Here is a 16,118-nt window from a genome sequence, read left to right on the forward strand (position 1 = left end):
ATGCCGAAGCCCGGCAGGATCAGGATGTACACTTCCGGGTGACCGAAGAACCAGAACAGGTGCTGGAACATCACCGGGTCGCCGCCGGCCGAGGGGTCGAAGAAGTGCGTGCCGAAGTTGCGGTCGGTCAGCAGCATGGTGATGGCGCCGGCCAGCACGGGCAGCGACAGCAGCAGCAGGAAGGCGGTGATCAGCACCGACCAGGCGAACAGCGGCATGCGGTGCAGGGTCATGCCCGGCGCGCGCATGTTGAAGATCGTGGTGATGAAGTTGATCGCGCCGAGGATCGACGAGGCGCCGGCGAGGTGGAGCGACAGGATCGCCAGGTCCATGGCCGGACCCTTGTGACCGATGGTCGACAGCGGCGGATAGATCGTCCAGCCGCCGCCGAAGCCGTGACCGGGGCCGCCATCGACGAACATCGAGGTGCAGAGCAGCACCCAGGCGGCGACCAGCAGCCAGAACGAGATGTTGTTCATCCGCGGGAAGGCCATGTCCGGCGCGCCGATCATGATCGGGACGAACCAGTTGCCGTACCCGCCGATCATCGCCGGCATGACCATGAAGAAGATCATGATCAGGGCGTGGGCGGTGACGACGGCGTTGTAGCCGTGCTTGCCCTTGAACACGCCCAGCTGCGCCAGCAGGCCGGTGTCGGAGAACACCTGGATGCCCGGATGCGCCAGCTCCCAGCGGATCAGGCCCGAAAGGGCGCCGCCCACGATGCCCGCCATGATGGCGAACAGGATGTAGAGGGTGCCGATGTCCTTGTGGTTCGTCGAGAAGAACCAGCGGGCGAGGAACGGCGGCTTGTGGTCGGCGTCGTCGTGGCCGTGAATGTCTGCGGCGTGAGCCATCGGACTATTATCCTACGATCGTGTCTTAGACCGCCGGCGCGGCGGGCGCCGCGGCCGGAGCGGAAGCGGGAGCGGCCGGAGCCGAGACGGGGGTCGGCGCGGCGGGCGCGGCCGGAGCGGCGGCCGGGGCCGTCTTGGTCTTCACCCAGGCGTCGAATTCGGCCTGCGGGACCACGTGGATCTCGATCGGCATGTTCGAGTGATCGACGCCGCAGAGTTCCGAGCACTGGCCGTAGAAGACGCCGGTCTTCTCGGCCTTGAACCAGGTCTCGTTCAGGCGGCCCGGGATGGCGTCGGTCTTCAGGCCGAAGGCCGGCAGGGCGAACGAGTGGATGACGTCGGCGCCGGTGACCTGCACGCGGATGACCTTGCCCACCGGCACGACCATCGCCTTGTCGGCGGCCAACAGGTACGGGACCTTCTTGGCGTCGGCCTGTTCCTTGGTCAGCGGCAGGGAGACGATCTCGCTGATCTTCTGGTCGGGATACTCATAGCCCCAGTACCACTGATAGCCCGTGGCCTTCACGGTCATGTAGGGCTTGGGCATGTCGTTGTAGTGGAACAGCAGCCGGAACGAGAAGATGGCGATGACCATCAGGATCAGGACCGGCACCAGGGTCCAGATGATCTCGACCGTGGTGTTGTGGCTGAACTTGGCCGGGACCGGATTGGCCTTCTTGTTGTAGCGGACGATGATCCAGATCAGCAGGCCCAGCACCAGCAGGGTGATGCCGGTGATGATCGGCATCAGGATCGCGTTGTGGAACCAGATCGCGTGGTGCTTCAGCTCCGAGGCGGCCGGCTGCAGGTCGATCGCGCCCGGCGTCGGCTGACCCAGCAGATCCTGGGCGAGGGCCTGGCCCGCGAACATCCCGGAAAACATCATTGAGGCGGCGAGGGCGGACGCGCCCGTCATGATCCGCTTGAACCCCGAAAATTGCGCCTTCATATCCCTCACGGCCCGTTTCGGCGGCGATTTGAGCCCGATCAAGGCCGCGCCGCGCCGACTTGCACATTACGATCCCGATCGCGCCCGTCCATCGGCGTCGCGGTTTAGAATCGCGCGCCGACGGCCGCCGCCCCGAGGACCGGTCCGGAGGCTGCATACGCGCATCGCCAGCGGTTGCCAAGCGGCAGGCGCCTCACGCGCGGCATGGGATCGCGCGCTTGTCCCCGGCCTGGGCGGCCGAAGCGATAAATCGTCCCCTTCCCGGCCCGAAACGGCGGTCCGCATCATTACGTATCGTTCATGGATAGGTACCTTGCACTGATCAGTACCTGGCGGTAGAAGAGAGCATCAACGGAGGCAAGGACGCCGTGCCGGAAACGATTGAGATCCAACTGAAGAAAGGCGTGCTGGCGCTGTGCGTGCTGGCCCTGCTCTCGCGCGCCGACAGCTACGCCTACGAGATCGCCAGCAGGCTCACGAAGGACATCGATATGGGGGAAGGGACGATCTATCCGCTGATGCGCCGCATGCAGTCGGATGGCCTGGTCGAGACCTATCTGGTGGAATCCCAGAGCGGTCCGCCGCGCAAGTACTACCGGCTGACCGCCGCCGGCCGTCAGAGCTTCGAGCAGCAGAAGGCCGAGTGGTCGGCGTTCTCGACCGCGGTCAACGACATCGTGGGAGCCGCCGCATGACCCGCGCCGAGTTCATCGCCCGTCTGCGCCGCGGTCTGGCCGGCCTGCCGGCCACCACCATCGCCGACATTGTCGCCGACCACGAGGCCCATTTCGCCGACGCCCAGGCGGCCGGCCGGTCCGAGGCCGAGGTCGCCGCCGCCCTGGGCGATCCCGATCGCCTGGCTCGCGAACTGCGCGCCGAGGCGGGTCTGAAGCAGTGGGAGGAAAAGAAGAATCCCTCCAACGCCATGGCCGCGATCATCGCCCTGATCGGCCTGGGCGCGCTGGACGTGATGTTCCTGCTGCCCCTGCTGATGGGGGTGCTGGGCGCGCTGTTCGGCGTGCTGGTCGCCGTGGTCGCGGTGTTCATCGCCGGCGGCTTCGTGTTCGCGGCCGGTCCTTTCACCCTGCCGCCCGGCGGACCTCTGACCGCCTTGCTGGCGGGCCTGGGCCTGATGGGCCTGGCGACGTGCCTCGGCGCGCTGCTGATCGTGGTCACGGTCGGCGTCTTCAACGCGGTCGTCTGGTACGCCCGCCTTCACTTCCGGCTGCTGAAGCCGGCCATCGAACAAGCTTGAGCGACCTGGAGGGGACCATGTTGATCCGCAATACGCTCATCGTCGCCGGCGCGAGCTTCGCGCTCGCCATCGGCTGCTTCGCCGGAGTCGCCGCCCTGGCCGGCCCCGAATTCATGAAGAACGGCTGGAGCTTCCCGTTCGACGGGGAAGACACCGTCGTCATCCGGGAGAACGGCAAGGTGGTCCGCACCGGCCGCCATCTGACCCCGACCACCCAGGCGGCCGAGATTTCGCCCAACGTCGATCGCACCTTCGCCTGGACGGGCAAGGACGAACTGCGCCTGGATCTGCCGGTCGACGTCGTGTTCGTGCAGGGCAAGGACGCCAAGATCGTCGCCTCGGGGCCGCAAAGGCTCATGGAGCGGCTGCGCATCGACGGCGGGCGCCTCAGCCTGGACGACACGAACTACAGGGATCGAGGCCGCGTGACGATCAGCGCCTTCGGCGTCCACGTCGACAGCGAGGCCGAGCGCATGAAGATCACCGTCATCGCCCCCGACGTCACCAAGTTCGACGTCCGCGGGTCGGGCGACCTGGAGATCCGCAGGTACGACCATCCGGCGCTGTCGGTGTCGGTCAGCGGCAGCGGCGATGTCGAGGCGGACGGCCGCGCCGAGACGGTCAGCGTCGACAATTCCGGCTCGGGCCACGTCGATCTGGCGGAGCTGAAGGCCAAGGACGCGGTGTTCGACGTCTCGGGCAGCGGCGGCGGCGCGCTGTTCGCCACCGGCAAGGCCAAGATCGACATCTCCGGCAGCGGCGACGTCGAGCTGAAGACCGAGCCCAAGAGCGTCAGCAGCGAGATCACCGGGTCGGGCGAGGTCCAGCGCGACTACTGACCTCCTGGTCCCCAGCGCCGGCCGCGACAAAAGGGGCGGGGTGACGGATGCGTTCGGAAGGCCTACCTAGAGGTCCATGAACGCTCCGATCCCCGCCTCTTCCCTGTCCCTTCTGGACGCCGCCGGCGTCGACGCCGAAGACGCCCGCCGCATCCTGGGCGAGGCCCTGGCCGGCGCCGACGACGGAGAGCTCTTCCTGGAACGCTCCGAGAGCGAGGCCTTCGTGTTCGACGACGGCCGGCTGAAGAGCGCTTCCTATGACAGCGGCGAGGGTTTCGGCCTGCGCGTCGTGGCCGGCGAGACGGCGGGCTACGCCCACGCCGCCGAGATCTCCGAGGCCGCCATCCGCCGCGCCGCCGACTCCGCCAGCCTGGCCAAGCGCGGCCACGCCGGCGTCGCCGCCGAAGGCCCGCGCGCCACCAACGAAAAGCTGTATGGCGAGGACAACCCCGTAAGCGCCCCCGACTTCTCCGACAAGGTCGCCCTGCTGCAGGAGATCGACGCCTTCGCCCGCGCCCGCGACCCGCGCGTCGTGCAAGTGATGGCCTCGATGGCCGGCGAGCGGCGGGTGGTCGAGATCCTCCGCGCCGATGGCCGGCTGATCCGCGACGTGCGTCCGCTGGTGCGGGTCAATGTACAGGTCACCGTCGAGAAGGACGGTCGCCGCGAAAGCGGCTCGTCCGGCGCCGGCGGCCGCGCCGGCTTCGCGGCCTGGATCAGCCCCGACAAGTGGCAAGACCAGGTCGACGAGGCCCTGCGAATGGCGCTGGTCAATCTCGACGCCGTGGCGTGCCCGGCCGGCGAGATGGACGTGGTGCTGGGCCCGGGCTGGAACGGCGTGCTTCTGCACGAAGCCGTCGGCCACGGGCTGGAGGGCGACTTCAACCGCAAGGGCATCAGCGCCTTCTCCGGCCGCATCGGCGAACGCGTGGCCGCCAAGGGCGTCACCGTCTTCGACGACGGCTCGATCCCGGGCCGCCGGGGCTCGCTGACCGTCGACGACGAGGGCACGCCCACCGAGCGGACCGTGCTGATCGAGGACGGGGTTCTCGTGGGCTACATGCACGACCGCATGAGCGCCCGGCTGATGGGCATGAAGGCCACCGGCAACGGCCGCCGCCAGTCCTACGCCCACATGCCGATGCCGCGCATGACCAACACCGGCATGCTGGCGGGGAACGACGATCCGGCCGAGATGATCGCCTCGCTGAAGCGCGGCCTCTACTGCGCCAATTTCGGCGGCGGCCAGGTCGACATCACCAACGGCAAGTTCGTCTTCCAGTGCACCGAGGCCTATCTGGTCGAGGACGGCAAGATCACCGCCCCCGTCAAGGGCGCCACCCTGATCGGCGACGGCCCCTCGGCCCTGACCCGGGTGACGATGATCGGCAACGACTTCGACTTCGATCCCGGCATCGGTGTCTGCGGCAAGTCCGGCCAAGGCGTGCCGGTGGGCGTGGGCCAGCCGAGCCTGAAGATCACCGGCCTGACGGTGGGCGGCACGGCGGTTTAGGGCTCTTGTCGCGCGGCCAGAACGCGCAACCGCGCCTCCAGTATTCCCAGCCCGCCGGATAGCCGGTCGGCCGGAAGTTTCTCAAAGCGCGCCCGCATGGTGTCGATCCGCGCGACGCCGTCGCGCAGCGCCCACGCGAGCCAGTCCATATCCTTTTCCCGCCCGGCGCAGAGCTTGGCTACCGCGAGATCGTTTGGCTCCGGCACGATGGCCACCACGCCGTCGGTGGCTGGCGACGTGTAGGCTTTGGCTCTGTCGCGCCAATCCTTGGGTAGGATCGCCGTTTCCTCGCCGACGCCGTCGCAATAGTAGCCGAAGGCCGCGTCGAACGACGATGCCTGTCCCAGAATCGAATCCAGCTCGTCCGAGATCCGATCGGCGATATCGGCGGAGACGGCGTCGGCGAAAAGATCGGCTTCACGCGACATGGCCATCGCTTCGGGAACATTTTCCTTCCAAAGGAAGATCGCCGCCGAGCCAATGACCACGAACCTCTTGTGTCCCGTCGCTCGCCCGGCGGCGCGCAGGATGTGCTCGATCTTGCCGCGATCCATCATTCGGAAATGTTGACCAGGCGGCCTCGCCCTTGCCCCTCGATCGTCGTGAAGACCGGCGCTGTCTCCCGCAGGTAGGCGCCGCGCTCGTCGTCCGCGATCAGGGCCAGGGCGACATGCTCGGCGCCTTCCGCCAGGAGGCCCCGCCAAAGATCGTAGGCGCGCGCCTGCCGAGGATCCGACCGCACGAACCGATCCAGGTAGGTCGAGCCCTGTCCCAGTAACGAAGGGTCCTCGAGCAATCGGGTGGCGATCTCAAGCGCGCGAGCGAAGGCGCGGCGGTCATGCGCGTCGTGGAACCGCGTCTTCCGCGCGGCGCGTTCTCGCAGATCCGACGGCGTGATCATCCGACCAGTCTATACCACGTTCACGCGCCTTCACGACACGGCGCTGGGACCGACTTTCTGTCGAAGGTTTAATCCAGCTTTCAGGCTTGTAACTTTCTCCGCGCGGGCCGCCACGGCACGCTGCTTGGGTCGGACCCGACATTGCGAACACGCGCGGCGCGGAAACGCCGCGCCTCTGGCTTCGGGTAGGAGCGGAAAGCGGCTCTGGCGGTTTGAGCCGCCGCCGGGGCCGTTCCCACCTGGAGTAGGGACGTGGCCCCTCTACGTCCCGAGAAGGGCCCCGGATCGTCGCCGGGGCCCTTCGTTCCTTGCGCGTCAGGCCTGGCCGGAGACCGTCGCGTCCGAGGCCGGGACTTCGGTCGTCTCGTCCGCCCCGTGCGACCACTTCTTGAGCGCCGGCGCGAGGGCCAGGAACAGCACGCCGATGCCGATGGCGACCAGGCCGATCACCTTGAACACCAGCAGCGCCTGGGCCATCGCCGCCCCCGGATTGAGCACCTGACCGCCGACCGTCTCGGTGGAGGCGATCGCCGCGATCCAGCCGCCGAACAGGTTGGCCATGGCCAGGGCCATGTACCAGACGGCCATCACGAACGAGACGATGCGCAGCGGCGACAGCTTGGTCATCTGCGACAGGCCCACCGGCGACATGAAGAGCTCGCCCGTGGTGTGCAGCATGTACATCAGCACCAGGAAGATCAGCGGCATCTTGAAGGCCGGGCCGGCGAACTGGGCGCCGAGCAGCAGCACGAGGAAGCCGCCGCCGACCTGGATCAGAGACAGGCCGAACTTGACCATCGGGCTGGGGTTGATCCCTCGCCGCGTCAGCACGGTCCACATCGCGGCGAACACCGGCGCGTAGATCAGGATCCAGCCCGCCTGGATAGCCTGGGTCTGGGCGGCGTTGAGGTCGGTGTTGATCCACAGCTTGCCGGCGGTCGAGATCCCCGCCGCCGCCAGTTGGCTCGGGGCGCCGAGCACCACCGCGCCGCCGAACCATTCGGCCGGCTTTGACAGCAGCAGGAGGTCGACGTTCGTGGCCGCGAACAGGTTCAACGACGAGCCGGCCTGTTCGAACAACGTCCAGAACACCACCGCGCCCAGCACCAGCACCGTGACCAGCAACAAGCGATCGCGCTCGATCTTGTCGACCTTGGCGAAGGCGAACCAGAGGATGTAGCCCAGCGAGCCGAACATGCCCGCGATCAGCGCGCCCCGGACGACCGGCGTGTACTGGACCAGGACGTAGACCGCCGCCACGGCCAGCAGCGAGACGCCATAGATCACCACCTCTCGGGTGACTGGGCCGGCGACCTTGTCCTTGAGCCTGGCCTCCGCCGGCGGCTCGCCGCGGCCCAGCAGCCACGGCTTGCCCAGAACGAAGACGATGAAGCCAGCCAGCATGCCCACCCCGGCCATGCCGAAGCCCGCCCACCAGCCGACATTGACGCCCAGGATCCCGCACAGGATGGCCGCCCAGAACGAGCCCAGATTGATGCCGTAATAGTAGAGCGTGAAGCCCGGATCCCGACGCGGATCGCCTTGCGGATAGAGCTGGCCGACCAGGGCCGCGACGTTGGACTTCATGAAGCCCACTCCGACGATGATCAGCGACAGGGCCAGCCAGAAGATGTTGAGATAGGTCGGGTCGCGATCCTTGACGCCCAGCTTGTACTGACCCTTCGGCAGCACCGTCGGCAGGCCCGCGTCGGCGGGGAGGGCCTTGACCTGGAAGTCGCCCGTCTCGGTCGCGGCGACGTCGTAGGGCTTGCCCGCGACGATCAGCTTCGCCACCCGCGCCTCGCCGCGGCCCTCCGCCTGGAAGTCGTAGGTATGGCCGCCATAGGTCAGGGTCTGGACGGCGGGCTTGCCCTCGATGGCCATGGCCAGATGGCCGGCGACCAGCAGGATCGCGCCGAACGCCACGGCCTTGCGCGTGCCGAGATACCGGTCGGCCAGGAAGCCGCCGAGCAGCGGCACGATATAGACCAGCGAGGTGTAGGAGCCGTAGTGGCCGCTGGCGACCTTGGAATCGAACAGGAAATGCTGGGTCAGATAGAAGATCAGCAGGCCCCGCATGCCGTAGTAGGAGAAACGCTCCCACATCTCGGCCAGGAAACAGATGATCAGGCCGCGCGGATGGCCTCGCAGCAACTGGATGACGACGGGAATCCCGGTCACGAGCGTGATCAGGATGCCCGCGGCGATAACGATGTTCATACGCTAGCCTTGGACGTGTGACGAGAAGGCGGGCCTCTGACCCCCCGGTCAAATCGCCCCGCCGGCCCCAATTTGGCGCGAGAAGATCACGCGGCCGAGCGTTTCACAAGCAACGGCTTGCCGCGCGCGATCGCCCGCCCATCTGTGCTCGGGGAGCTTGGCCGACGCCCGACGCGTTAGGCTGACGACCCGTTCACGGCCGGGAGCCGCTCATGAAGATCCCCGACGACAACCACCCGATCACCATCACCCCGGCGCCGGGCGTGGTCCGGGCCCTGTTCGAGGGCCACGAGATCGCCGACAGCGCCAATGTCCTGGTGCTGCGCGAGGCCAACTATCCGCCGGTCTATTATTTCCCGCGCGACGACGTGCGGATGATCTTCCTGCGGCGCACGGACAAGGTTTCGCACTGCCCGTACAAGGGCGACGCCTCGTACTTCACCATCTATCGCGACCGGAAGATCGTCGACAACGCCGCCTGGTCGTACGAGGACCCGTTCGGCGCGGTCGCTGCGATCGCCGGGCGCGTGGCCTTCTATCCCGAGCACGTCGATTTCGAGGTGGGCGAGCGGACGGCCGCCGACACCCAGGCCTCCGATGTCGACGCGGTCGTCCAGCACACCGACAGCGGCGCCGGGACCAGCCAGGCCGAGCACTGGCCGCCCAATGTCGACGGTCCCGATGCGTCGGAGGACGACGTCGACAAGCCCTACAAGGACATCGGAACGCCCTGACGGCGTTAAGCCCGCGTTAACCGCTCGGAGCGCGACCATGAGGTCCAGCTTCCGGCAGAGAAGCGCGGAGGAAACCATGGCCTACGTTTCGTACGATCGGGCTGTTCACGCGACCGCCCAACCCCGACGCCGCCTCGCCTGGGCCCGGCTGCTAGCCCTCGCCGCCGCCTTCGCCCTCTGGGCCGTCATCATCGCGGTGGCGCGGGCGCTGATCTGAACCCGCCTCCGGATCAGTAGGCGCAGTCGGTGAAAACCCGGCCGATGTCGCCCTTCCAGTCGCCGTGATATAGGGCCAGCAGGCGCTCGGCCGGCGTGACGCCGCTGTCGGCGATCTGCTCCAGCTCGCCCAGATAGATGGTCTCGTCCAGGAAGCCGCCATTCATCAGGGCGCGGTTCTTCAGGCCCTGCTTGGCGATGGCCACGAAATCCCGGGCCACGTCCTGGGCGCTGCGCCCGGCGACCTGGGCCTTCAGGCCCAGCCTCGGCACGTCGCGGCGCAGGCCCTCGCGGTCCTCGATCGTCCAGTCCTTGCAGAGGTCCCAGGCCGCCGCCAGGGCCGCGTCGTCGTAGAACACCCCGGTCCACAGGGCCGGCAGGGCGCAGAGACGGCTCCACGGCCCCGCGTCGGCGCCGCGCATTTCCAGATAGGTCTTCAGGCGCACTTCCGGGAAGGCGGTGGTCGTATGGTCGGCCCAGTCCTTCATCGTGGCGATCTCGCCGGGGAGCTCCGGCAGCTTGCCCTCGATGAAGTCGCGGAAGGATCGTCCGGCCACGTCGATATAGCGGTCGCCGCGCTTGACGAAGTACATCGGCACGTCCAGCGCGTAGCGGGCGTAGCGCTCGAAATCGAACCCGTCCTCGAACACGAAATCCAGCAGCCCGGTGCGGTTCGGGTCGGTGTCGGTCCAGACATTGGCGCGGGCCGACAGGAAGCCGTTCGGCTTTCCTTCCGTAAACGGAGAATTGGCGAACAGCGCCGTGGCGATCGGCTGCAGGGCCAGGCTCATGCGGAACTTGGCGACCATGTCGGCTTCGCTGGAGAAGTCCAGATTGGCCTGCACCGTGCAGGTGCGCAGCATCATGTCGAGGCCCAGCCCGCCGACCTTGGGCATGTAGTTGCGCATGATCACGTACCGGCCCTTGGGCATGATCGGCACCGCCTCGCGCGCCCAGAGCGGCGAGAAGCCCAGTCCCAGAAAGCCCAGGCCCAGCTCGTCGGCGACGACCTTGACCTCGTCGAGGTGCTTGCCCGTCTCCTCGCAGATCTCGTGCATGGTGGAGAGCGGGGCGCCGGACAGTTCGAACTGACCGCCGGGCTCGAGGCTGACATTGGCGCCGTCTCGCTCGAGGCCAATGATCGTCTCGCCCTCCATGACCGGCGTCCAACCGAAGCGCTGGAGACCCGTCAGCAGGGCGTGGACGCCCTTGGCGCCGTCGTAGGGAACCGGATCGTGCGTCCCCAGATAAAAGCCGAACTTCTCGTGCTCGGCGCCGACGCGGAAGCGGTCCTTGGGCTTGCTGCCCCGGGCGAAATATTCGGTCAGATCGGCGAGCGTCAGCGGACGCTCTTGGACGCTAGCGGTGTCGGCCATGCCAGCCGGCCCTCCCCAGGGGTTTTGGCCGCGGGAGGAGAGGGCCCATTCTCTCCGCCGACGGCGAACTCGGTGACGCCCAGTTGGGCGTTTTCTTTGCGAACCTCAAGGGGCGGCCTTGAGCATATAGTGTCGTGGGCCGGTCTAGCGCCAGTCCCCCGCCGCCGCCTGCCACAGGGTCATGGCCGCGATGGCCGCCGTATCGGCGCGCAGAATGCGTGGTCCCAGCGACACCGGCGTGACGAAGGAAAGCCCGCGCAGCCGTTCGCGTTCCTCGGGCGCGAAGCCGCCTTCAGGGCCGATCAGGATGGCGGCCGGCGCGTCCGTCCCGGCCAGGGCCTCGATCGCCGGCCTGGCGTCGCCGCCCTCGTCGCAGAACACCAGGCGTCGCGCCGGGTCCCAGCCGTCGAGGATCTTGTCCAGCTTTTCGGGGTCGGTCACCTCGGGCACGTCGAGACGCCCCGTCTGTTCGGCCGCCTCCATGGCGATGGCGTCCAGGCGCCCCAGCTTGACGAAGTCGACATTGGTGCGCCGGGTGATCGTCAGGCGCACGCGGCGCGCGCCGAGCTCGGCGGCCTTTTCGACGATCGTCTCGACGCGGCCGCGCTTGACCATGGCGATGATGAGGTCGAGGTCGGGACCCAGCGCCATCGGCCGGGTCTGGGTCTCGGCCTTCAGCAGGCAGCCGCGCTTGGTCGCCTCGACCAGGGTCGCCCGCCACTCGCCGTCGCGGCCGTTGAACAGCAGAAGCTCGGCGCCGACCGACAGCCGCATCACCGAGGTCAGATAGCGCGACTGGTCGACGGTCGGGACGACGCCGGCGCCCGGCGACAGGTCGTGGGGAACGAAGAGACGGATCATGGCGTCCTTCTAGCTCAACTGATCCTCGCCGGGGTAGGCTCGCCGCATGAGCAAGCACGACGACTACGACAACGAACTGGCCCAGCTGCAGCTGGCTCTGATCGCCCTGCAGAAAAAGGCCATCAAGGACGGCGACAAGATCCTGGTGGTCTTCGAAGGGCGCGACGCCGCCGGCAAGGACGGCACGATCGCGCGCGTCACCCAGCACCTCTCCAAGCGCGCCACCACCGTGGTCGCCCTGCCCAAGCCCACCGAACGCGAGCGCAGCGAGTGGTACTTCCAGCGCTATGTCGAATATCTGCCGGCGTGCGGCGAGGCGGTGATCTTCAACCGCTCCTGGTACAATCGCGCCGGGGTCGAGCGGGTGATGGGCTTCTCCACGCCCGAGCAGCAGGAGCAGTTCCTGCGCGACGTACCCGCCTTCGAACGGATGCTGGTCGAGAGCGGCGTGCGCTACGTCAAGTTCTGGCTGGACATCGGCCGCGAGGAACAGGCCCAGCGCCTGAAGGCCCGCCGCGAGGACCCGCTGAAGGCCTTCAAGACCAGCGATCTGGACAAGGTCGCCCAGGACAAGTGGGACGACTACACCAAGGCCCGCGACGAGATGCTGATGCGCACGCACAGCGATCTGGCGCCCTGGGTCTGCGTCCGCGCCGACCACAAGAAGGCCGCGCGGCTGAACGTCATCCGCTGGCTGTTGCACGCGGCGGGCGACAAGAAGATCGCCAAGGCCGTGGCCAAGCCCGACCCGGACGTGATCTTCGCGTTCGAGCCCGCCGCGCTCGAGGACGGGCGGCTGGCGCGATAAGGGGATCCGGCAAGGCGCCCTCTCCCGCGATGGGGGCGGGTTGGGTGGCGGTGAGCGGGCCTCGCCAGCGGAAGCGCGGGGTCACCCCCATCCCCTGCCCTTCCCCCATCAAGAGGGAAGGGAGAAAGCGCCGCTAAGGCAGCGGCCTTGGCTTACGGTCCTCGCCGATCGCCACGAAGGTGAACACGCCCTCGGTCACCTTGTGGGCCTGCTCGCCGTCGCGGCGGCGGCGCCAGGCCTCGACCTGCACCTTCAGCGAGGTGCGGCCGGTATGGACGACCCTGGCGAACAGGCTGACCTCGTCGCCGACGAAGACGGGACTGATGAAGGTCATGCTGTCCACCGCGATGGTGGCGCAGCGGCCGGCGGCGCGGTGGAAGGCGATCGAGGCCGCCGCCAGGTCCATCTGCGACAGCAGCCAGCCGCCGAAGATGTCGCCCTCGGGATTGGTGTCCGACGGCATGGCGATGGCGCGCAGCACCGGCGCCTCGTGCGGCCACTCCAGCGCTTCCCAGGCCTTGGCCAGGGTCTCGGCGCGTTTGGCGGTCGCGTCGTCGGCCATGGCGGCTTAGTGCCCGCCCGCGCCTTCGTAGACGCCCGGGGCCAGGATCTCGTTCTCGTCGCCCTCGCCGGTGGCGGCCACGAAGCGGCGGTCGCAATAGGAGCAGTCGACGAAGCCGGCCGCGCCCATCTCCAGCCAGACGCGCGGATGGCCCAGCGCCCCGCCGACGCCGTCGCAGGCGATGCGGTGCGAGCGCACGACGATGGTCTCGGGCGCGGGCCCCACCTGCTCGAGCGTGTCGCGACCGGTCGGAACGGTGGCCGGCTCGGCGACGGCCGAACCCGGCAGGGCGCTGAGAGCGGAGGTGGACTTGGCCTTGCGCGCCATGGGCGGAACCTTCGACTGCAGACGCGGCCTTGGCGTGGCCGCGAACGAGGCATACCTATGCGACGCCGGAAGGCGCCGTCAATCGACGCGCGCCCGGTTCGGCGCTTCCCCGGCCTTCCCGCCCCCGTCTGGACGTTCCATGGACCTGCCCGCCTACGCCATCGAAGCCGAAGGCCTCTACAAGACCTACGCCGCCACCAAGACCGCGCCGGAAAAGCGCGCCCTGAACGGCGTCGACCTGAAGGTGCCGCGCGGCTCGATCTTCGGCCTTCTGGGTCCCAACGGCGCCGGCAAGTCGACCTTCATCAACATCCTGGCCGGCCTGGTGCGCAAGACCTCGGGCACGGTGCGGATCTGGGGCCGCGACATCGACCAGCGCCCGCGCGACGCTCGCGCCGCGATCGGCGTGGTGCCCCAGGAACTGGCCGCCGACGTCTTCTTCACCCCGCGCGAATCTCTAGAAGTGCAGGCCGGCTTCTACGGCGTGCCGAAGAACGAGCGCCGCACCGACGAGCTGCTGAACGCGCTGGGCCTCGGCGACAAGGCCAACGCCTATGTCCGGCAGCTGTCGGGCGGCATGAAGCGGCGCCTGATGGTGGCCAAGGCCATGGTCCACCAGCCGCCGGTGCTGATCCTCGACGAGCCCACGGCCGGCGTCGACGTCGAGCTGCGCCGCCAGCTCTGGCACTATGTGACGGGCCTCAACGACCTGGGCGTCACCATCGTTCTGACCACCCACTATCTGGAAGAGGCCCAGGAGCTCTGCGACCAGATCGCCATCGTCAATCGCGGCGAGGTCGTGGCCTGCGAGCCGACGCCCAAGCTGCTGTCGCGCATGGACAGCCGCAATGTCGTGGTCACGCCCGAGGAGCCGGTGGCCACCGCCCCCGCCCTGGCCGGCTTCGACACCAAGCCGCGCAACGGCGGGGCGTTCTCGGTCAGCTACCGCACGGGCCAGTCCAGCGTCGAGCAGGTGCTGGCCGCCGTGCGCGCCGCGGGCGTCAAGATCAAGGACATCGCGACCGAGGATCCGGACCTGGAGGACGTCTTCCTGGCCCTGACCTACGGCGACCCCAACGCGGCCGATCCGACCAAGGACTGAGGCGCGGCCTCTCCCGCCGATCTTCTCCGCTAGCGCGGGAAAGATCGGTTTGGGGGCGGATAGACCAAATCTCCCTCGGCTCCGCGCTCGGCGCTTGCCTTCCCGAAGGCCGCCCGCCAACACTCGCCTCTCCGAGGGATTGGGGGCGGATCGTGAGTTTCCTTGAGCGGCGTTTCGGGCTGACGGCCCAGGGGACCAACCTGCGCACCGAGGCGCTGGCCGGCGTCACCACCTTCCTGACCATGGCCTATATCGTGATCGTCAATCCGACGATCCTGGGCCAGGCCGGCATGCCGGTGGCGGCGGTGGCGGCGGCCACCTGCCTGGCGGCGGGCTTCGGCTCGATCCTGATGGGGCTGATCGCCAACTATCCGATCGCCCTGGCCCCCGGCATGGGGCTGAACGCCTATTTCACGTTCACGGTGGTCAAGGGCATGGGCCTGCCGTGGGAGACGGCGCTGGGCTGCGTCTTCCTGTCGGGCGTCGCCTTCCTGGTCCTGACCGTGGCGGGGATCCGCCAGATGATCGTCGGGGCCATTCCCCGGCCGCTGTTCTCGGCCGTGGCGGCGGGCGTGGGCCTGTTCATCGCCTTCATCGGCCTGAAGGAAGCGGGGATCATCGTCGCCGATCCGGCCACCACCGTGGCGCTGGGCGACCTGACCAAGCCGACCCCGGCCCTGGCGCTGCTGGGCCTTCTGGTGATGGGCGGCCTCATGGTCTGGCGGGTCAAGGGCGCGATCCTGATCGGCATCCTCGCGGCCGCGATCGCCGCCTGGGCCCTGGGCCTGGCGAAGATCGTTCCCGGCGAGAGCGGCCTGGCCGCCCTCTCGGCCACCGCCTTCAAGCTCGACGTGCCGGCGGCGCTGCATCTGAACGGCGGGGCCGGCATGGCCCTGGCCGAGGTCATCTTCGTCTTCCTGTTCGTCGACCTGTTCGACAATGTCGGCACCCTGGTCGCCGTGACCAAGAAGGCGGGCCTGGTTCAGCCCGACGGGACGATCCCGCGCCTGAACCGCATCCTGACCGCCGACTCGATCGCCACCATCGGCGGGTCGCTGGTCGGCACCTCGACCGTGGTCAGCTATATCGAGAGCGCCTCGGGCGTCGCCGCCGGCGGCCGCACCGGCCTAACCTCGGTGGTGGTCGGCGTCCTCTTCCTGGCCACGCTGTTCTTCGCGCCCTGGGTCCAGGCCATCCCCGCCGCCGCCACGGCCCCGGCCCTGATCGTCGTCGGGGCGATGATGATCGGCGCCCTCGCCGACATCGACTGGGAGGATCCCGGCGTCGCCATCCCGGCCTTCCTGACCGTGATCGCCATCCCGCTGACCTTCTCGATCGCCAACGGCCTGGCGTTCGGCATCACCGCCTACGCGGCGCTGAAGCTCTTGCGCGGCCAGGTCAAGGCCGGCGACTGGCTGCTCTACGTCCTGGCGGCGCTGTTCGTGGCGCGGTTCATCTATATGGGCGCGGCCTGAACCCGTTTGCGCTCGCGCCGCCTTTCGGCTAAGACCCCGTTCCCGTCCGGGCTCGCCCCGGGCCGCGCGCACCCGTAGCTCAGCTGGATAGAGCGTTGCCCTCCGAAGGCAAAGGTCACACGT

18 protein-coding genes are annotated in these 16,118 nt (G+C 68.3%); 9 read left to right on the forward strand and 9 right to left on the reverse strand.

The window, feature by feature from the left end; genetic code table 11:
- The coding region (locus Q0V34_RS19130; RefSeq protein WP_297515437.1) for a cbb3-type cytochrome c oxidase subunit I at window positions 1-857 on the reverse strand (857 nt) is incomplete at its 3' end.
- A gap of 25 nt (window positions 858-882) precedes the next feature.
- Window positions 883-1,806: a cytochrome c oxidase subunit II gene (gene coxB / locus Q0V34_RS19135; RefSeq protein ID WP_297515440.1), complete on the reverse strand. Its 924-nt coding sequence runs from the start codon at window positions 1,804-1,806 to the stop codon at window positions 883-885.
- 368 nt (window positions 1,807-2,174) lie between these two features.
- Here coxB and Q0V34_RS19140 point away from each other — a divergent pair, with 368 nt between their 5' ends.
- The 4 genes from Q0V34_RS19140 to tldD all read left to right on the forward strand — a co-directional run bounded on the left by Q0V34_RS19140 (window position 2,175) and on the right by tldD (window position 5,413).
- Window positions 2,175-2,501, forward strand: coding sequence for a PadR family transcriptional regulator (locus Q0V34_RS19140; protein ID WP_297515443.1), 327 nt, complete (start codon window positions 2,175-2,177; stop codon window positions 2,499-2,501).
- Window positions 2,498-3,061, forward strand: a complete 564-nt coding sequence (locus Q0V34_RS19145) for a DUF1700 domain-containing protein (RefSeq protein WP_297515446.1) — start codon at window positions 2,498-2,500, stop codon at window positions 3,059-3,061. Before Q0V34_RS19140 ends, Q0V34_RS19145 begins: the two co-directional genes overlap by 4 nt.
- Before the next feature lie 17 nt (window positions 3,062-3,078).
- Window positions 3,079-3,900, forward strand: a complete 822-nt coding sequence (locus Q0V34_RS19150; protein WP_297515450.1) for a DUF2807 domain-containing protein — start codon at window positions 3,079-3,081, stop codon at window positions 3,898-3,900.
- A 76-nt stretch (window positions 3,901-3,976) separates the two neighbouring features.
- Window positions 3,977-5,413 (forward strand): metalloprotease TldD, encoded by a 1,437-nt coding sequence (gene tldD / locus Q0V34_RS19155; protein WP_297515453.1) that lies wholly within the window; start codon window positions 3,977-3,979, stop codon window positions 5,411-5,413.
- On the opposite strand, the gene Q0V34_RS19160 is transcribed toward tldD, so the two are convergent.
- The 3 genes from Q0V34_RS19160 to Q0V34_RS19170 all read right to left on the reverse strand — a co-directional run bounded on the left by Q0V34_RS19160 (window position 5,410) and on the right by Q0V34_RS19170 (window position 8,534).
- Window positions 5,410-5,970 carry a DUF6036 family nucleotidyltransferase gene (locus Q0V34_RS19160; protein WP_297515456.1) on the reverse strand — a complete coding sequence of 187 codons (561 nt, stop codon included), beginning with the start codon at window positions 5,968-5,970 and terminating at the stop codon, window positions 5,410-5,412. The two genes, tldD and Q0V34_RS19160, sit on opposite strands and share 4 nt — an antisense overlap.
- Entirely contained in the window at window positions 5,967-6,314 is a 348-nt protein-coding gene (locus Q0V34_RS19165) for a hypothetical protein (protein WP_297515459.1), read from the reverse strand. Before Q0V34_RS19165 ends, Q0V34_RS19160 begins: the two co-directional genes overlap by 4 nt.
- Window positions 6,315-6,629: 315 nt before the next feature.
- Window positions 6,630-8,534: a peptide MFS transporter gene (locus tag Q0V34_RS19170; RefSeq protein WP_297515462.1), complete on the reverse strand. Its 1,905-nt coding sequence runs from the start codon at window positions 8,532-8,534 to the stop codon at window positions 6,630-6,632.
- Between the two features lie 212 nt (window positions 8,535-8,746).
- Between Q0V34_RS19170 and Q0V34_RS19175 the strand changes: the two genes are divergently transcribed.
- Together Q0V34_RS19175 and Q0V34_RS19180 are read left to right on the forward strand one after the other, a co-directional pair.
- The gene (locus Q0V34_RS19175) at window positions 8,747-9,268 is read left to right on the forward strand and encodes a DUF427 domain-containing protein (RefSeq protein WP_297515465.1); all 522 of its coding nucleotides are present in this window, start codon (window positions 8,747-8,749) and stop codon (window positions 9,266-9,268) included.
- A gap of 76 nt (window positions 9,269-9,344) precedes the next feature.
- Window positions 9,345-9,485: a hypothetical protein gene (locus Q0V34_RS19180; protein WP_297515468.1), complete on the forward strand. Its 141-nt coding sequence runs from the start codon at window positions 9,345-9,347 to the stop codon at window positions 9,483-9,485.
- Window positions 9,486-9,498: 13 nt separating this feature from the next.
- On the opposite strand, the gene Q0V34_RS19185 is transcribed toward Q0V34_RS19180, so the two are convergent.
- The gene (locus tag Q0V34_RS19185) at window positions 9,499-10,860 is read right to left on the reverse strand and encodes a glutamate--cysteine ligase (RefSeq protein WP_297515471.1); all 1,362 of its coding nucleotides are present in this window, start codon (window positions 10,858-10,860) and stop codon (window positions 9,499-9,501) included.
- 144 nt (window positions 10,861-11,004) lie between these two features.
- Window positions 11,005-11,721: a 16S rRNA (uracil(1498)-N(3))-methyltransferase gene (locus Q0V34_RS19190; protein ID WP_297515473.1), complete on the reverse strand. Its 717-nt coding sequence runs from the start codon at window positions 11,719-11,721 to the stop codon at window positions 11,005-11,007.
- 46 nt (window positions 11,722-11,767) lie between these two features.
- On the opposite strand from Q0V34_RS19190, the gene ppk2 reads away from it, so the two are divergent.
- Window positions 11,768-12,529 carry a polyphosphate kinase 2 gene (gene ppk2, locus Q0V34_RS19195; RefSeq protein ID WP_297515476.1) on the forward strand — a complete coding sequence of 254 codons (762 nt, stop codon included), beginning with the start codon at window positions 11,768-11,770 and terminating at the stop codon, window positions 12,527-12,529.
- 133 nt (window positions 12,530-12,662) lie between these two features.
- On the opposite strand, the gene Q0V34_RS19200 is transcribed toward ppk2, so the two are convergent.
- Together Q0V34_RS19200 and Q0V34_RS19205 are read right to left on the reverse strand one after the other, a co-directional pair.
- A complete protein-coding gene (locus Q0V34_RS19200; protein ID WP_297515479.1) occupies window positions 12,663-13,091 on the reverse strand; it encodes an acyl-CoA thioesterase in 429 nt (142 codons plus the stop codon).
- Between the two features lie 6 nt (window positions 13,092-13,097).
- The gene (locus Q0V34_RS19205) at window positions 13,098-13,418 is read right to left on the reverse strand and encodes a zinc-finger domain-containing protein (protein ID WP_297515481.1); all 321 of its coding nucleotides are present in this window, start codon (window positions 13,416-13,418) and stop codon (window positions 13,098-13,100) included.
- A gap of 139 nt (window positions 13,419-13,557) precedes the next feature.
- Between Q0V34_RS19205 and Q0V34_RS19210 the strand changes: the two genes are divergently transcribed.
- On the forward strand, window positions 13,558-14,520 hold the full coding sequence (locus Q0V34_RS19210) for an ABC transporter ATP-binding protein (RefSeq protein WP_297515484.1): 963 nt from the start codon (window positions 13,558-13,560) through the stop codon (window positions 14,518-14,520).
- 152 nt (window positions 14,521-14,672) lie between these two features.
- Complete coding sequence (locus Q0V34_RS19215; protein ID WP_297515487.1) at window positions 14,673-15,995, forward strand: NCS2 family permease; 1,323 nt, start codon at window positions 14,673-14,675, stop codon at window positions 15,993-15,995.
- Window positions 15,996-16,118 lie beyond the last annotated feature (123 nt).

Source organism: uncultured Caulobacter sp., from assembly GCF_947036865.1.
Taxonomy (GTDB): Bacteria; Pseudomonadota; Alphaproteobacteria; order Caulobacterales; family Caulobacteraceae; genus Caulobacter.

Bases quoted from the DNA above. Each gene is read 5' to 3' on its own strand.
- coxB (WP_297515440.1), bottom strand. From the start codon at position 1,806: ATGAAGGCGCAATTTTCGGGGTTCAAGCGGATCATGACGGGCGCGTCC.
- Q0V34_RS19145 (WP_297515446.1), top strand. From the start codon at position 2,498: ATGACCCGCGCCGAGTTCATCGCCCGTCTGCGCCGCGGTCTGGCCGGC.
- Q0V34_RS19150 (WP_297515450.1), top strand. From the start codon at position 3,079: ATGTTGATCCGCAATACGCTCATCGTCGCCGGCGCGAGCTTCGCGCTC.
- tldD (WP_297515453.1), top strand. From the start codon at position 3,977: ATGAACGCTCCGATCCCCGCCTCTTCCCTGTCCCTTCTGGACGCCGCC.
- Q0V34_RS19160 (WP_297515456.1), bottom strand. From the start codon at position 5,970: ATGATGGATCGCGGCAAGATCGAGCACATCCTGCGCGCCGCCGGGCGA.
- Q0V34_RS19165 (WP_297515459.1), bottom strand. From the start codon at position 6,314: ATGATCACGCCGTCGGATCTGCGAGAACGCGCCGCGCGGAAGACGCGG.
- Q0V34_RS19170 (WP_297515462.1), bottom strand. From the start codon at position 8,534: ATGAACATCGTTATCGCCGCGGGCATCCTGATCACGCTCGTGACCGGG.
- Q0V34_RS19175 (WP_297515465.1), top strand. From the start codon at position 8,747: ATGAAGATCCCCGACGACAACCACCCGATCACCATCACCCCGGCGCCG.
- Q0V34_RS19180 (WP_297515468.1), top strand. From the start codon at position 9,345: ATGGCCTACGTTTCGTACGATCGGGCTGTTCACGCGACCGCCCAACCC.
- Q0V34_RS19185 (WP_297515471.1), bottom strand. From the start codon at position 10,860: ATGGCCGACACCGCTAGCGTCCAAGAGCGTCCGCTGACGCTCGCCGAT.
- Q0V34_RS19190 (WP_297515473.1), bottom strand. From the start codon at position 11,721: ATGATCCGTCTCTTCGTTCCCCACGACCTGTCGCCGGGCGCCGGCGTC.
- ppk2 (WP_297515476.1), top strand. From the start codon at position 11,768: ATGAGCAAGCACGACGACTACGACAACGAACTGGCCCAGCTGCAGCTG.
- Q0V34_RS19200 (WP_297515479.1), bottom strand. From the start codon at position 13,091: ATGGCCGACGACGCGACCGCCAAACGCGCCGAGACCCTGGCCAAGGCC.
- Q0V34_RS19205 (WP_297515481.1), bottom strand. From the start codon at position 13,418: ATGGCGCGCAAGGCCAAGTCCACCTCCGCTCTCAGCGCCCTGCCGGGT.
- Q0V34_RS19210 (WP_297515484.1), top strand. From the start codon at position 13,558: ATGGACCTGCCCGCCTACGCCATCGAAGCCGAAGGCCTCTACAAGACC.